The following is a 14,744-nucleotide window of genomic DNA, read 5'->3' on the forward strand; positions in this document are numbered from 1 at the left end:
GCGTGGGCCTAGCCTTGGGCCTTGTTAATGGACTCCAGGCCCCAGCCCGCCGCCCACTTGTTCCAATAGGCGTCGCTTATGGCGCCGCTGACGCGCAGGAAGGCGTCCTTGACGCCCTGGCTCTTGATCTCAAAGAGCTTGAACCGCACCTCAAGCTCGAAGGTCACTTTGCGGCCTGACCCGTCCGAAGTGTTCTCCAGACGGCGCGCGATGTGGTTCAGGTGCTCGCGCGATATTTCGAACTCCCAGAAAAGGTGGAATGCCTGCTTCGGCTGGACTGAGAGGTCAATGATGTTCAGGTAGTATGTGACGCCGCCGGGAAGGGCGGGCGAGTTGAAGCTCTTTCCTTCGCTCCGGCTGACGCCGACGGTCATCTCGTAGTAGCCGGCGCTCATGAAAATGAATTCGTCGAAGACCTTGAGCAGGCCGGAGCCGGGCAGTAGGTTGATCTGCTCGTCCGTGCTGTTGCGGATGACCACGCTGGCCTGGATGCGTGGCTTGTTGAAGGGGGGCAGCGCCTCCACGGCGATATTCTCTACCGCTAGATAGGGCATCAGCTCCATGGCCGGGCGTGCATCCTCGGGCGGCTTCTGGTCCTGCCGGGGCGCCTGCTCCACGACTGCCTCCTCATGCTGACATCAAGTTTTGCGCTTCGCCTTCTCTGGTGTGCCAACATCATAGGCTACGTAGGCGAGAGGGTCAATCGGGGCGCGGTCAGGCGGGCTTGCTGGCGGCCATCGGATGCAGGATGCAATCCAAGGCTGGTTATAATTCGTACCTCTTTATAACACAGGTCCGCCGCCTGTCCAGGCCGGGCGTTGCGCGGCAGGCCCGTCGGTTACAATAGCGTGGGGACCAGGGAGGGAGTGCGATGCGTTATCCGCTGGGACGCGCGGGAAGGCCGTTCCTTGCCGCCCTCGCTATCGTCGCGGTCGCCCTCGTCGGGCTGACGCCGCGCTCCGCGAGTGCGCTCCCCGCCGCGCTCATCGCGTTCGTGTCCTCCCGCGACGGCAACAGCGAAATCTACGTTGCACGGGCCGATGGCGCGGGAGCGACCCGCCTGACATCCAACCCCGGCTGGGACTGGCAGCCCGCGTGGTCGCCGGACGGCGCGCGCCTCGCGTTCACCTCCCGCGTGGACGGCAACACCGACATTTACACCGTTCGCGCCTCTGATTTGGGCATGACGCGCCTGACCACGGACTCCGCCGATGACCGTGATCCCGCGTGGTCGCCGGATGGCAAGCGCATTGTGTTTGTCTCGCGACGCGACGGCAATCCTGAGATATACGTCATGAACACGGACGGCTCGGGGCAGACGCGCCTGACGAACAACCCTGCCTGGGACTGGAACCCCGTCTGGTCTCCCGACGGCCAGCGCCTCGCTTTTATGTCGTACCGCGACAACAGTTATGAGATTTACGTGATGCGAGCGGACGGGACGGGGTTGGCCCGCGTCACGACCAACCCGGGTGGGCACCTTGCGCCGGCGTGGTCGCCGGATGGAGCGCGCATCGCCTACGTGACGGAGAAAGGGCGAACCGCCAGCCTGTGGGTGGTCAACGTGACCACACTGGAGGCGCGGATGCTGGCGTCGCCGGGGGAGAAGGTCAAGCAGGCGGCATGGTCTCCGGACGGGAAGCTCCTGGCGATCACCGCGCTCGAAGGATGTCCCGGGACCGAGTGCTACGATGCCCTGTACCTTGTCAACGACGATGGCTCCGGTCTCCGGTATCTGAACATGTTTCCCCCTGCCGACGGCGAGCTGGCCTGGTCGCCCGACGGCCTCTGGCTCGCGTACACCACGTCGGGTGGCGCGGCACAGGCATACCAGGTCTGGATTCGAGAGATAGGCGGGTCCGGCCAGTCCGTCCCGTTCCTGGACGGAGAGTCACCGGTCTGGCAGCCAGCCGCGGGCGCTCTGTGGCCGACTCCCACGCCGACTCCGGTCGCGCCAACTCCCACCGCCACGCCGACGCCGACTCCTATGCCCACGCCCGCCGGTGCGACACCTACTCCAACCGCCACTCCCGGACGCAGGACGGTGGGCCTGACGTACCTGTTCTGGCCCATGTACCGCCGCGACGCTCAGCATACGGCGCGGCACCTGTATTTGGGGCCTCAGGCCCCCGCGCTCAAGTGGGCCTTCGGCACGTTGAACGTTATCCAGTCCTCGCCAGCCATAGGGCCGGACGGAACCATCTACGTCGGCTCCAACGACAACAGGCTCTACGCCCTCAGTCCCGGCGGCGTCCTCAAGTGGAGCTTCCCCACGGGGAACTGGGTATGGTCATCCCCGGCCATCGGGGTTGATGGCACTGTCTACGTCGGGTCTTTCGACAAAAAGCTCTACGCCGTCGCGTCCAACGGCCTCTTGAGATGGAGCTTCCCCACGGGGGATATCGTGTACTCTTCTCCGGCCATCGGCGCGGACGGCACCGTCTACGTAGGGTCGAACGACCACAACCTCTACGCTGTCAACCCGAACGGCTCCCTCAAGTGGAGCTTCGGCACCGGCAGCATCATCCACTCATCGCCCGCCATCGGATTCGACGGCGCCATCTACGTCGGCTCTTTCGACAAGAAGCTGTATGCCGTCAATGCGGACGGCTCCCTCAAGTGGAGCTTTACGACGGGCGGCGCCATCCAGTCGTCTCCCACCATTGGAGAGGGGGGCGCCGTGTACGTGGGGTCCACGGACGGAAATCTCTACGCCATCAACGCGGACGGCTCCCTAAAGTGGAGTTTTCCGGTCGGCGCCGCTATCCAGTCTTCGCCTGCCATCGGAGCGGACGGCAACATCTACGTGGGGGCGGATGACCGTAACCTCTACGCGGTCAGCTCGAGCGGTGCGCTCAATTGGAGCCTCTCCGTCGGCAGTATCATCTCCGCGTCCCCCGCCGTTGGAGCGGACGGCACCATCTACGTCCACTCCATTGACCACAAGCTCTACGCCGTGCGGCCGGACGGCTCTCTCAGATGGGGCTTCACAGCAGGAGCGGGGATTGTAACCGTGTCCTCTCCGGCGATCGGCGCCGACAACATCCTGTACGTGGGGTCGGGGGACGGAAAGCTCTACGCCATCGGGCCGTAGCTTAGTGTGCGGCCTGGCCGCCTTCACCCTTCGCCTTCCGTTGTAGCTCGTAGAGCCTGGTCAACGCCTCCAGAGGCGTCAGCCCGTTCACGTCCAGGGCCAGCAGTTCCTCCAGCCAGGGCGGCGTCTTGCCGAAGAGCGGCATCTGCTCCCCTTCCGTGGAAGGGTCGGCGCGGGGGGCGGAGCGTCCACGCCGCCAGTCGGACTGGGCGCGGCCATCGGCGCTCTCCAGTTCCGCGAGCACCTCGCGCGCCCGGTGGACCACGGGGCGCGGAAGCCCGGCGAGCTGCGCCACATGAATGCCGTAGCTCTTGTCCGCGCCGCCCGGCGCGATGCGGTGCAGGAACACCACGTCTCCACCCTCCTCCGCGACGGCTACGTTGTAGTTACGCACGCGGGGCAGGTAGCGGGCCATCTCCACCAGTTCATGGTAGTGCGTGGCGAAGAGGGTGCGGGCGCCCAGGCGCGGGTGATTGTGGATGTACTCGATGACGGCGCGGGCGATGGCCATGCCGTCGTACGTGCTGGTGCCGCGTCCTATCTCGTCAAGAATCAGCAGCGAGCGGGACGTGGCGTTGTGCAGAATGTGGGCCGTCTCGATCATCTCCACCATGAACGTGGACTGGCCCGTCGCCAGGTCGTCCTGGAGTCCCACGCGGGTGAATATGCGGTCCACGAGGCCGACGGTGGCGGCCTGCGCCGGGACGAAGCCGCCCATCTGGGCCATGAGGACGATAAGCGCCGCCTGGCGCAGGAAAGTGGACTTGCCCGCCATGTTGGGGCCGGTGAGGACGACCACCTGGGCGTCCTTGCAGGAAAGGAGAGTATCGTTGGGCACGAACTCTCCCCCGGACAGGAAGCGCTCTACGATTGGATGGCGCCCCGCCTTGATGTCCAGCGTATCGCCGTCCGTGAGGGTGGGACGCACGTAGTTGTAGCGCGCCGCGGCCTCCGCCAGCGCGGAGAGCGCATCGGCGTGGGCGAGGGCGTCGGCGGTGTCCAGGATGCGGTCGGCCATGGCCGCCACCTGGGCGCAGACCTGCCGGAACAGCGCGGCCTCCATCTCGGCGATGCGCTCCTGGGCGTTCAGCACCAGGGACTCGTACTCCTTCAGCTCCGGCGTGTAGTAGCGCTCGGCCCCGGAGAGCGTCTGCTTGCGGATATAGGTCGCCGGGACCAGCGCCAGGTGGGGCGTCGTCACCTCGATGTAGTAGCCGAAGACCCTGTTGTAGCCCACCTTCAGGCTTTTGATGCCTGTGTGCTCGCGCTCGGTCTTCTCCAGTGAGGCGATGTAGTCGCGGGCGTTGCGGGACGCCGAGCGCACCTGGTCCAGCTCCGGCGAGAACTCCTGGCGGATGACGCCGCCGTCGCTCAGCAGGGCCGGCGGGTCCTCGACGATGGCGTAGGCGATAAGCTCGACGGCGTCGGGGCACGCGTCCAGCCGCTCCACGAGCCAGGCCGGGGCGCTCTCCAGCGCCTGCCGGACGGGCGGCGCCGTCTCCAGGCTGCGGCGCAGGGCCGCCATGTCCCGCGGCGACGCGGCGCCCGCGCGGACGCGCACGGCCAGCCGTTCGATATCCCCCACAGTGTGTAGCATCTCCAGCACCCGCGTCCGCTGGATGGCGTGAGCGTGCAGCCATGCGACGGCCTCCTGGCGCTTCAGGAGGGGGGCCAGCTCGCGCAGGGGCTGCCCCAGCCAGCGCCGCATCAGGCGGCCGCCCATTGGAGTGCGGGTCAAGTCGAGCACCGCATACAGCGAGTGCTCCGTACCGCCGTTGCGCCCGCCCTGGAACAACTCCAGGTTTCGGCGGGTCTGGGAGTCAAGGGCCATGTACGATTGGGGCGACACGGTGGACAGGCGATTCAGATTCGGCAGGGCCGCCTTCTGGGTCTCCGCCACGTACGCCAGGATGGCGCCCGCGGCGCGCACCGCGCCGGCCATCCCCTCGCAACCATAGGCCTCCAGGCTGGTGGCGCCCAGGTGGCGCAGGAGCAGCGCCCGGCACTCCTCCTCGTCGAAGGTGCGCGCGTCGCGTTTCGTGACCGGCGCGCCACCCGTTGCGCCGGGCGGCGATGCGCCCTCCGGCAGCAGCACCTCGGCGGGTCGCAGCCGCTCCAACTCCAGCGCGGCGTCCTGGGGAGACAGCTCCGCGGTGGCGAACTCGCTGGTGGACAGGTCTATGTAGGCAAGACCCCATCTGTCTCCGGCGGGCGCCAGGGCCACCAGGTAGTTGTTGGCCTTCTGTTCCAGCAGGTTTGGCTCCAGCACTGTCCCTGGCGTGACCACCCGGACTACCTCGCGGTCCACCAGCCCCTTGCTGGTGGCGGGATCGCTCATCTGCTCGCAGATGGCGACGCGGAAGCCCCGCCGGATGAGCTTGGCCAGGTATCCGTCCAGGGCGTGGTACGGGATGCCGGCCATGGGGTAGCGCTGGCCCTTGCCCAACTCCCGGCCGGTCAGGGTCAGGCCCAGTTCGCGGCTGATGGTGCGGGCGTCCTCGTCAAAGGTCTCGTAGAAGTCTCCCAGGCGGAACAGGAGCAGACAGCCGGGGTGCTGCTGCTTGGCCTGAAGGTACTGACGGCGTATGGGGGTAGACACGTTCTGCCTCGCGCTCTTCTGCGCCTATTCTACCGGACAACGCGCCGCGCAGGAAGCGCGTAGCGACCCGACTCGCCCATCCTTGCTCTTGCGAGAGTATGGACAGCGGGAGTATGATAGATAACGATTGAACGTGCCCCTGTAGCTCAGCGGATAGAGTACCGGCCTCCGAAGCCGGGTGCGGGCGTTCGAGTCGCCCCAGGGGTACCATAACAAGCACTTCTCTTTTCTTGCGGGGAGGCAAGGGAGCGGAAAGGACGGCTTAATGGTCCGCACCCGATTAGCTCTCCTTGAGGTACGTTGGCATGGCCGCGGAGGCCAGGGCGTGGTAACCGCCAGCGCCATGCTGGCCGACGCAGCCCTGGAAGAAGACCTCTACTTTCAGGCCTTCCCGGAGTACGGAGCGGAGCGCTCCGGAGCGCCGGTCACCGCCTACAGCCGCCTCAGCGAGTCCCCCATCAGTGTCCGCAGCCAGATTACCGAGCCCGACGTTGTCGTCGTCGTTGACCCTACGCTCCTCGGCAAAGTTGACGTCACGCGCGGCCTCAAGCCCGAAGGCATCCTCTTAATCAATACCACGCTCTCGCCCGCGGAGGTGCGCAAGCGTCTGAACGTCCAGGGCGGGCGTGTTTTCACCGTGGACGCCACGGGCATCGCGCGGGCGACGGTGGGCCGCCCGATTCCGAATACGCCTATGCTGGGCGCTCTGCTCCGCATCACCGGCGTGGTCAGCAAAGACGCCGCGCTGCGCGCGGTACGGGGCCGTCTGGGCACACGGCTCAGTCCGGACGTCATCCAGGCGAACATCCTCGCCTTTGAACAGGCGTACGCGGGTATCCAGGAAGGGTAAGCCAGGAAAGGGGAGGGCATATGTCACAAGATTGGAGAAAAGTCGCGCCCGGCGGGACCGTCACCGAGCCGGGGAGTGCCGTGACCGTTGAGACGGGCACGTGGCGGTCCAGCAGGCCCGTCGTGGACTACGACCATTGCGTGCACTGCATGATCTGCTGGGTCTTCTGCCCGGACGACTGCTTCCAGACGGAGAACGGCAAGCTGGTCGGCGTGGACTACTTCCACTGCAAGGGCTGCGGCATCTGCGCCGTCGAGTGCCCCAAAAAGTGCATCTCCATGCAAGAGGACGTCCTGGCGTAGCCGTCCTCGGAAGAGGTTTTGTATGACCCTCAAGGCAAGTGAGCGCCGCAGGGCCCGTTCCGCCACGGGCCGCGCCGTCGCCATCAACGGGGCGACGCTGGTGGCGCATGCCATGCGTCAGATCCATCCCGACGTGGTCGCCTGCTATCCCATCACGCCGCAGACCATCATCACGGAGACGTTCAGCGAGTTTGTGGCGAACGGGCTGGTGCAGACGGAGTTCGTGGCGGTGGAGAGCGAGCATGCCGCCATGAGCGTGTGCATCGGCTCGGCGGCGGCGGGCGCCAGGACGCAGACCGCCACATCAGGGCCGGGCCTGGCGCTCATGTGGGAGCTGCTCTGGGTGGCCTCGGGAAGCCGCCTGCCCATCGTCATGCACCTGTGCACCCGCGCCCTGAGCGCGCCGCTGAACATCCTCTGCGACCATAGCGACGTGATGGGCGCGCGGGACACGGGCTGGCCCATCCTCTTCAGCGAGGACGGACAGGAAGCCTACGACAACGCCATCCAGGCGGTGCGCGTCGCCGAGCACCCGGACGTGCTGCTGCCTGTCATCAGCACGCAGGACGGCTTCACCATCACCCACGGCATCGAGCGCGCGGAGATCCTGGATGACGCTTCGGTCCGCTCCTTTGTCGGCGAGTATTCTCCGCATCGTCCTCTCCTGGACGTGGAGCATCCGACGACCTACGGAGCGTGGGACTATCACGACTTCTATTTCGAGCACAAGCGCCAGCAGGCCGACGCCATGGAGAAGGCGCTGGGTGTCATAGAGGCGGTGGGGCAGGAGTTCGGGAAGCTGAGCGGGCGCTCCTATGGCCTGGTCCAGCCCTACCGGCTGGACGACGCGGAGTTCGCAGTGGTGGTGCTGGGGTCGGCGGCGGGCACTCTGCGGTCGGTGGTGGACGATCTGCGCTCTCGCGGGGTCAAGGCGGGCATGCTCCGGGTGCGCGTCCTTCGACCGTTCCCGACGAAGGCGGTGGCGGAGGCGCTGGCTGGAGTCAAGGTGGCGGCGGTCCTGGACAGGGCGCTCGCCTTTGGCGCGCCAGGCGGGCCGCTCTTTGAGGACGTGTGCGTGGCCCTGACGACGAATGGCGTCGGCCCGCGCCTGGTCAACTACGTGTACGGACTTGGAGGCCGGGACACCCTGCCGGCGCAATTCCTGCAGGCGTTTGAAGACATCCGGCGCATCGCCAAGGGGGCCAGCGCTCAGCCGGTCGTGCGCTACCTGGGCCTGCGCGAGAGCTAGGGTTCCGGGAACGTTCTCGGGAGGGAATACCAATGGTCAAGACGCTACGCGAGATGACGGAGCAGGCGGAGGGCCTCTCCTCCGGACACTCTTTGTGCGCTGGGTGCGCGGAGTCCATCATCGTCCGGCAGGTTCTGCACGCCGTCGGCCAGCCGGTGGTCGTCGCGTGCGCCACGGGCTGCCTGGAGATCGCCACGAGCCGCTTTCCCACCACCGCGTGGAATGTTCCCTGGATACACAGCGCCTTCGAGAACGCCGCGTCCACCATCAGCGGCGTCGAGGCGGCGTACCGCGCGCTGGTGCGCAAGGGGCGCATGCCTGAAAAGAACATCAAGTTCGTCGCCTTCGGAGGCGACGGCGCGACGTATGACATCGGCCTGCAGTGGCTGAGCGGAGCGCTGGAGCGGGGGCACCGCTTCATCTACATCTGCCTCAACAATGAAGGCTACATGAACACGGGCATTCAGCGGAGCGGCGCCACCATCCAGGGGACGTGGACGACGACCACGCCCGCGGGCAAGGTGGTGCCCGGCAAACCCGAATGGCGCAAGGACCTCACCGCCATCATCGCCGCGCACCACATCCCGTACGTGGCGCAGGCGGCCGCCCATGCGTGGAAGGACCTGGAGACGAAGGTGGAGAAGGCGGCTGCGGTGGACGGCCCCGCGTTCATCAACGTTCTCTCACCGTGCACCCGCGGCTGGCGCTACGACCCCAGCAAGACGATGGAGATTTCCAAGCTGGCGGTCGAGACGCGCCTCTGGCCCCTTTTTGAGGTGGAGAACGGCGTCTGGCGGCTCACCTACAAGTCCACGGCCCCCAAGCCGGTCACCGACTGGCTCAAGTCGCAGGACCGGTTCGGCCACCTGCTGCGCCCGGAGAACGAGCACGTGGTGGAGTCCATTCAGCGCAACGTTGACAGGGAGTGGGCGTGGCTCCAGCGCCAGTGCAGCCTGGCCACCGTTACTGCTTAGGCGGTACGTTCTGTCTATAGTGGGGCCTCTCTTTCATCCCAACGGATGAAATAACCGGACTCCAGAAAGCGCGGCTTTTGCCGTCTGGTTGATTGAAATGTTAGGTATTATCGGAGATTGGCGGTTTCTTTAAGCGCAGCCGTTCGAGATTCCATTCTCTAGCAAAGAACCAGTTGTAGTGTTCAGTAATGCGCCGGTACACGCGAGTGATGGCCGCATCTAGGTCGCAGAAAAGACCGTCTATTCGCTCGTCTGTCATGGTCGGGTCAAGAGCCGCTCTGTGAATAAACTCGTGACGGCTGAGTACAAGAGACTCAAGCGACTCAAAAAGTGACCGAGATCGCCGATGATAAGGTTTTCGTAGCGCACCTGCGATATCGAGCTTCGTGTCGAGTGCCTCGAAGTGGCGGCAGACAGCCGATAATCTTTGAAATGACAAGGTCTCGGAGATTTGTTCTTCGACGGTGGATTGGCCATTTGATACAGCGAGCAGCTGTTCTCCTTGAAGGTGAATACTCTTTAGTACCGCGTCTTTTCGCGCCGAGTACCGCAGAAGAGCGATAAATGTAGATTTGAAGTAATCCTCTATGGCCGCGACAAGGAACAGCACAAGAGTATTATTGGCAAGTGTTCTCGGATCCATATTTGGGAGAAACTCTATACCCTTCTTCCACCCGTCGGCGCTGCGGAGAGGATGGTTAGGAAAGTCGCGTGTTTCGTGATAGGTATGGGCCATAAAAAGATTGTGGCCGAAGCGATTGAATGCAAGGTAGCACCCCGACGCTGGAGCAGGAGGCGGTTCGCCTCTAGGCCTCAAATATCTCCCACGTCCTTCATCTGTTGCGAACTCGCCTCCAAACCGCTTTCGAATACCGGAAATGGTATTGTTCTGATGATTGAGGTCGAAATAGCTTCGGCGTATCGGCGTGTGAGTTTCAACTGCAAGCCTTTCTTCGTCAACACGGTAGATTGAAAGCCCGACCCCTGTCCATGATCGGTAGTCGGTGGCGTCAAACCACCGATACTCTTCGAATTGACCGTATTCCTCAGATTTCAGTGCACCGGACTTCGCATAGCCCAACAGCAGCACAAACTCACGAACGTCCTGAATACGCGTGCCTGGTGCGAGAATACTTTCGGATGAGTAGCTCATGAATTCGTTACTTATTGCGACCTACCGACTCGGATGATTTGGAAATCACACTGGTGATTTCCTGCTGTGCCCCGAACGCCGCCATTCTAAGGCGTCCGTCAACTCCGTGTCCACCGCCACGGTCGTGGAGCGCAGCGGGCGAACGAGAGCCGCTACTGCTTAGCGCGCAGGGAGAAGGGCAGCTCCGCCAGTCTCTTGGCCAGGCCAAGGCGCTCCAGCGCGGCGTAGGCCCGCGTTGTCCGCCTCGGTCGCAACGACGGGACGTTCTCATACGCCACGAACAGCCCCAGGTCGTCAGGCGTGTCCACGTCCAGCTCCAGCCGGAAATTGCGCACTGTCCTGACGGGTATGCCGCACGCGGCAGCCTCTTCCTGGTGCTCGCGGAAGCTGGTCGCGCCGAAGTGCGACCCGATGGCGTCCGGCGGGCGCCGGAGCACGGCGTTGGACCCCGTGCCGTCCCGCGAGGACACCAGCACCAGCCCCGGCTGGCCTGAGTCGGCGGCCAGCACTGACTGGACATCCTCGGGCCGGACAAGCGGCGCGTCGCCCGGGATCACCAGCATGGCCGGAATGCTCCGCTGAACGCACTGCCGCGCCGCGAACTCCACCGCCGCGCTCTCGCCGCTGTTGCGCTCCTCCCGCCAGATCTGCGCCCCGACTGCCTGGGCCAGTGCCTCCGCCTCAGGGTCGCGGGTGATGACGGCGATGCCGTCGAGCGCCGGCGTGTTCGCCAGCGCGTCCAGCACGTCGTGCAGCATGGCGACGGCCAGTGCATGCCGCTCGTCGGGCGACAGCACGTCGGACAGGCGGTTCTTTGCGCCCGCCAGGTCCTTGACCGGCACCACGGCCCAGATCATGTGTCTCGCGCCTGGGCCAGCAGGCCCAGCACCGCGTCCGCGACGCGCGCCGCGTCCTCCGGCGTGGGCATCATGGTGTCCGTGATGGCGGTGCGCACGCCCAACTCCGCGATGCGCTCTTCCAGGGCGGCGTCGCGCTGGTCAATGACGAACCCGTCCAGGAAGTCGCTGTACAGGTGCGCGACCCCGTACGCCGACGGCTCGACGCCCTGCGCCGTCAGCATGGGCACCGAGGGGCCTTTCACCGCCGCGCCCGCCACGATGGGGCTGACTCCCACCACCGGCGCGTCCGTCAGCCGCAGCGCTTCCCGGACGCCCGGCACGCTCAGGATGGGGCCGATGCTGATGATCGGGTTGCTGGGGCAGACGACGATTCCCTGCGCGGCAAGGATGGCCTCGATGACGCTGGGGCCGGCGTGCGCGCCCTCGATGCCGTGCACATAGACGCGCTGGATGGCGCCCTCGGCGTGGTCGCGGGCCAGGAACTCCTGGAGGTGCATGTCGCCGCGCTCCGTCACCACGCGCGTCTCGACCGGGCTGTCGGTCATGGGCAGGACGCGGACGGCGAGGCCCCACGCCTCGCACAGCGCGAAGGTGACCTCGGAGAGGGCATGGCCGCGGCCCAGCAGCATGGTCCTGTGGATGTGCGTGGCGAAGTCGCTGTCGCCGAGAGCGAACCACTTCTGGTGCCCCAGGCGGCCCAGGGCGCGCAGGACGTGAAAGGTGTCGCCCTTCAGTCCGTAGCCCTTCTCGTCGTCCACGGCGCCCGCCAGGGTGTAGATGATCGTGTCAATGTCGGGAGAGACGTGCAGGCCGTGGAAGACGGCGTCGTCGCCGGTGTTGACGATGACCACCAGGTCTTCCGCCTTGACGCGGCGGAGCAGGCCCCGCAGGAACCGGGCGGCGCCCACGCCGCCCGCAAGTGCAACGAGCATGGCTTGAGAGACTTTCTAGCGCCCCGATCCATCGGGGGCCAGGCGGATTTTGCTGTTGTCCCAGGTGCGCACCTTGTCCGGCGTCACCTTCAAGATGACCCAGGGGCCCGCGTAGTGGTTTCTGATTCGCTCAGGGAGGAGATGTTCGGGGCGCTTCAGTCCGGCGTACTTGCGGTTGTAGGCGGCGTCAAAGCATGCTATCTGCTCAGGGTCTTCAATGACGCTGCACCGTCCCTGGATGGCCACCCCCTTCAGTTCCTTCCACGCGTCTCCGGCTTCTACGACAACGCAGACGCGCGGTTCCCTCAGGGCGTTGCGCACTTTGGCGCCGGACTTCAGCGAGTGCATGTGAATGCAGCCGTCCTGGTAGATAAACCACATGGGGACGGAGACGGGGGAGCCGTCCTTACGCAGGGTGGTCAGCACAAGGGTCTTCTTCTGCTGAAAGAATGCCTCTATCTCCTGGGAGTCCAGTGTAATCGCCATGCGCGCCTCCGAATGGTTTTATACGAGAGGGAGTGACGCACGGTTGCCCGTGGTGTCCCGTCTGTTATTATAGATGGGCAGTCCGCCAGCTACAAGGAGGCGTATTCATGCTTGCCTTTCTCGGAGGGACCGGCCCGGAGGGTCTGGGACTGGCCGCCCGCTTTGCGCTCGCCGGCTACGAGGTCGTTATCGGCTCGCGCTCGGAGGAGCGCGCGCGGGAGGCGGCAGAGAAGGTGCGGAAGCTCGTCCCGAAAGCCAAGGTGCGCGGCGACGGCAACGAGGGGGCGGCCCGCAAGGGCGACATCGTGTTCATCTGTGTCCCCTTTGAGGGGCATAAGGCCTTGCTGGAGTCCCTGCGCGGTGAGTTGAAGTACAAGCTGGTCATTGACGTGGCTGTGCCGCTCGCTTTCGAGAAGGGCAAGGGCGCCTGCGCCGTCCCCGTCCCGGAAGGTTCCGCCGCCGAGCAGGCCCAGGCGCTGCTGCCGCGCGCCCGAGTCATAGGCGCGTTCCACAACCTTTCGGCCAAAGAGCTGCAAGACGTGGGGCATCCCATCCCGTGCGACGTGCTGGTGTGCGGCGACGACGAGGAGTCAAAGAAACAGGTGATGGCGATGGCGCAGCAGATGACGGGCATCCGCGCGGTGGACGCCGGACGTCTGTCTAGCGCGCGGTACGTCGAGAACTTGACCGTCATGCTCCTCTCCATCAACCGGATATACAAGGCCCAGGCGGGCATCAAGATTGTAGGTATCTAACGTCCTGTCCCTGAAGTACGCGTACTGATTCATGCATGAGAAGCTGTTCGAGGAAACGCCCCTGGACACTTACCGTCTTTCCGGCGAAAGCCGGAATCCAGCGTTCCCTGGTGCTTCTCTGGATACCGGCGGAAGCCGGTATGACATGGAATAAGGAACAGATTGTCGAAACGGAACGCTAACGCGAAAGGGGACCGCTCTATGACTTTGCCTTTGGACGGCGTTCGCCTCATTGACATGACCAAGAACGGGCCCGGTCTGTACGCCGCCATGCTCCTCGCGGACATGGGCGCCGACGTCATCAAGGTGGAGGAGGTGGGCGAACCCACGGGGCGCCGCGCCGAGCAGGCCAAGGGCGCCGCCTCTCTGCAGACCACGATGGGCCGCTGTCCCCGGGACTCGGAGTTCTACGCGCCCAACCGGAACAAGCGCAGCATTTGCCTGAACCTCAAGGACCCGGCGGCGCGGGACGTCTTCCTTCGTCTGGCGAAGACCAGCGACGTGGTGCTGGAGGGCTTTCGCCCCGGCGTCACCAAGCGGCTGGGCATCGGCTATGAGGCGCTGAGCCAGCTCAATCCGCGCATCATCTACTGCGCTCTCACGGGCTATGGCCAGGACGGCCCCTACCGTGACCTGGTGGGCCATGACCTGAACTATATCTCCTTCGGGGGCGCGCTTGCCATTACGGGCAAGCCGGACGAGGCGCCCACGATGCCGGGCTTTCAGTTGGGCGATTTCGGCGGGGGTGGCCTGCACGCCGTCATTGGCATTCTGCTGGCCCTCATGGCGCGGGAGCGCACCGGACGGGGCCAGGTGGTGGACATCGCCATGACGGACGGGGTCATCTCGTTCCTGAGCACGATTGTCTCCGACTACCTGTGGGGCAAGCGTGTCATGGTGCGTGGTGGAGAGAACCTGAACGGCGGCGCGCCCTTCTACAACGTGTACGAGTGCAAGGACGGCAAGTACCTGTCTCTGGGCATCGCCGAGCCGTGGTTCTTCGCCAACCTCTGCCGCGAACTGGGCCACGAGGAGTTTATCCCGCTTCAGCATACAACCGGCGAGCCGCGGGAGAAGATATTCCAGACCTTCCGCCAGATATTCAAGACAAAGACGCGGGACGAATGGTTCAACCAGCTATCGAAGATTGACACATGCGTGGGCAAGGTCTACACCATGGACGAGCTTGCGTCCGACCCGCACATACGGCATCGAAAGATGCTAACCGAGTTCCATGACCCCAAGCTGGGCGCTGTCCCACAGGTGGGCGTCGGCATCAAGCTGTCGGACACGCCGGGCAGCATCCGCAGCATCGCACCCAAGCAGGGCCAGCACACCGAGGAGGTCCTGCGCAGCCTGAAGTACACGCCCGAGCAAATAGCGGCAATGCGCCAGGGGGGCGCCGTCAAGTAATAGCCGCATGGCTGACTTGGCGATGCCCTTGACACTGGAAAGGGGGCTGAGTAGAATCGCCAGAGTCCCGTTAGTAT

At 64.9% G+C, this 14,744-nt stretch carries 13 protein-coding genes and 1 tRNA gene; 8 read left to right on the forward strand and 6 right to left on the reverse strand.

The annotated features are described in order from the left end of the window. Positions 1-8: 8 nt before the first annotated feature. Positions 9-617 (reverse strand): hypothetical protein, encoded by a 609-nt coding sequence (locus tag Q7T26_05810; protein MDO8531668.1) that lies wholly within the window; start codon positions 615-617, stop codon positions 9-11. Positions 618-871: 254 nt separating this feature from the next. Between Q7T26_05810 and Q7T26_05815 the strand changes: the two genes are divergently transcribed. After that, on the forward strand, positions 872-3,094 hold the full coding sequence (locus Q7T26_05815; protein ID MDO8531669.1) for a PQQ-binding-like beta-propeller repeat protein: 2,223 nt from the start codon (positions 872-874) through the stop codon (positions 3,092-3,094). A 1-nt stretch (position 3,095) separates the two neighbouring features. Here the strand turns inward: Q7T26_05815 and mutS are convergent, their stop codons facing one another. Next, a complete protein-coding gene (mutS, locus tag Q7T26_05820; protein MDO8531670.1) occupies positions 3,096-5,693 on the reverse strand; it encodes a DNA mismatch repair protein MutS in 2,598 nt (865 codons plus the stop codon). Between the two features lie 135 nt (positions 5,694-5,828). Here mutS and Q7T26_05825 point away from each other — a divergent pair. The 5 genes from Q7T26_05825 (at position 5,829) to Q7T26_05845 (ending at position 9,068) form a co-directional block, all read left to right on the forward strand. Further along, positions 5,829-5,903: transfer RNA gene (locus tag Q7T26_05825), tRNA-Arg, on the forward strand. Between the two features lie 55 nt (positions 5,904-5,958). Continuing rightward, positions 5,959-6,543, forward strand: coding sequence for a 2-oxoacid:acceptor oxidoreductase family protein (locus Q7T26_05830; GenBank protein MDO8531671.1), 585 nt, complete (start codon positions 5,959-5,961; stop codon positions 6,541-6,543). Positions 6,544-6,563: 20 nt separating this feature from the next. Next, positions 6,564-6,845, forward strand: a complete 282-nt coding sequence (locus tag Q7T26_05835; protein ID MDO8531672.1) for a 4Fe-4S binding protein — start codon at positions 6,564-6,566, stop codon at positions 6,843-6,845. Positions 6,846-6,867: 22 nt separating this feature from the next. Next, a complete protein-coding gene (gene porA / locus Q7T26_05840; protein ID MDO8531673.1) occupies positions 6,868-8,094 on the forward strand; it encodes a pyruvate ferredoxin oxidoreductase in 1,227 nt (408 codons plus the stop codon). A 32-nt stretch (positions 8,095-8,126) separates the two neighbouring features. Then, positions 8,127-9,068 carry a thiamine pyrophosphate-dependent enzyme gene (locus Q7T26_05845; protein ID MDO8531674.1) on the forward strand — a complete coding sequence of 314 codons (942 nt, stop codon included), beginning with the start codon at positions 8,127-8,129 and terminating at the stop codon, positions 9,066-9,068. Positions 9,069-9,168: 100 nt separating this feature from the next. On the opposite strand, the gene Q7T26_05850 is transcribed toward Q7T26_05845, so the two are convergent. The 4 genes from Q7T26_05850 to Q7T26_05865 all read right to left on the reverse strand — a co-directional run bounded on the left by Q7T26_05850 (position 9,169) and on the right by Q7T26_05865 (position 12,499). Next, positions 9,169-10,221 (reverse strand): hypothetical protein, encoded by a 1,053-nt coding sequence (locus Q7T26_05850; GenBank protein ID MDO8531675.1) that lies wholly within the window; start codon positions 10,219-10,221, stop codon positions 9,169-9,171. Positions 10,222-10,373: 152 nt separating this feature from the next. After that, entirely contained in the window at positions 10,374-11,078 is a 705-nt protein-coding gene (cofC, locus tag Q7T26_05855) for a 2-phospho-L-lactate guanylyltransferase (GenBank protein MDO8531676.1), read from the reverse strand. Further along, positions 11,075-12,013 carry a 2-phospho-L-lactate transferase gene (gene cofD / locus Q7T26_05860; protein ID MDO8531677.1) on the reverse strand — a complete coding sequence of 313 codons (939 nt, stop codon included), beginning with the start codon at positions 12,011-12,013 and terminating at the stop codon, positions 11,075-11,077. The genes cofC and cofD overlap by 4 nt, the downstream gene beginning before the upstream one ends. A 15-nt stretch (positions 12,014-12,028) precedes the next feature. After that, the gene (locus tag Q7T26_05865) at positions 12,029-12,499 is read right to left on the reverse strand and encodes a pyridoxamine 5'-phosphate oxidase family protein (GenBank protein ID MDO8531678.1); all 471 of its coding nucleotides are present in this window, start codon (positions 12,497-12,499) and stop codon (positions 12,029-12,031) included. A 107-nt stretch (positions 12,500-12,606) separates the two neighbouring features. On the opposite strand from Q7T26_05865, the gene npdG reads away from it, so the two are divergent. After that, complete coding sequence (npdG, locus tag Q7T26_05870) at positions 12,607-13,254, forward strand: NADPH-dependent F420 reductase (GenBank protein ID MDO8531679.1); 648 nt, start codon at positions 12,607-12,609, stop codon at positions 13,252-13,254. 201 nt (positions 13,255-13,455) lie between these two features. Next, positions 13,456-14,667 (forward strand): CaiB/BaiF CoA-transferase family protein, encoded by a 1,212-nt coding sequence (locus Q7T26_05875; protein ID MDO8531680.1) that lies wholly within the window; start codon positions 13,456-13,458, stop codon positions 14,665-14,667. Positions 14,668-14,744 lie beyond the last annotated feature (77 nt).

It is taken from the genome of Dehalococcoidia bacterium, from assembly GCA_030648205.1.
Taxonomy (GTDB): Bacteria; Chloroflexota; Dehalococcoidia; order JAUSIH01; family JAUSIH01; genus JAUSIH01.

What these genes read in the sequence shown, in the direction of transcription:
- Q7T26_05830 (MDO8531671.1), top strand. Translation starts at nt 5,959, where the DNA reads ATGGTCCGCACCCGATTAGCTCTCCTTGAGGTACGTTGGCATGGCCGC.
- cofC (MDO8531676.1), bottom strand. Translation starts at nt 11,078, where the DNA reads ATGATCTGGGCCGTGGTGCCGGTCAAGGACCTGGCGGGCGCAAAGAAC.
- Q7T26_05845 (MDO8531674.1), top strand. Translation starts at nt 8,127, where the DNA reads ATGGTCAAGACGCTACGCGAGATGACGGAGCAGGCGGAGGGCCTCTCC.
- Q7T26_05835 (MDO8531672.1), top strand. Translation starts at nt 6,564, where the DNA reads ATGTCACAAGATTGGAGAAAAGTCGCGCCCGGCGGGACCGTCACCGAG.
- Q7T26_05815 (MDO8531669.1), top strand. Translation starts at nt 872, where the DNA reads ATGCGTTATCCGCTGGGACGCGCGGGAAGGCCGTTCCTTGCCGCCCTC.
- porA (MDO8531673.1), top strand. Translation starts at nt 6,868, where the DNA reads ATGACCCTCAAGGCAAGTGAGCGCCGCAGGGCCCGTTCCGCCACGGGC.
- cofD (MDO8531677.1), bottom strand. Translation starts at nt 12,013, where the DNA reads ATGCTCGTTGCACTTGCGGGCGGCGTGGGCGCCGCCCGGTTCCTGCGG.
- Q7T26_05850 (MDO8531675.1), bottom strand. Translation starts at nt 10,221, where the DNA reads ATGAGCTACTCATCCGAAAGTATTCTCGCACCAGGCACGCGTATTCAG.
- npdG (MDO8531679.1), top strand. Translation starts at nt 12,607, where the DNA reads ATGCTTGCCTTTCTCGGAGGGACCGGCCCGGAGGGTCTGGGACTGGCC.
- Q7T26_05875 (MDO8531680.1), top strand. Translation starts at nt 13,456, where the DNA reads ATGACTTTGCCTTTGGACGGCGTTCGCCTCATTGACATGACCAAGAAC.
- Q7T26_05865 (MDO8531678.1), bottom strand. Translation starts at nt 12,499, where the DNA reads ATGGCGATTACACTGGACTCCCAGGAGATAGAGGCATTCTTTCAGCAG.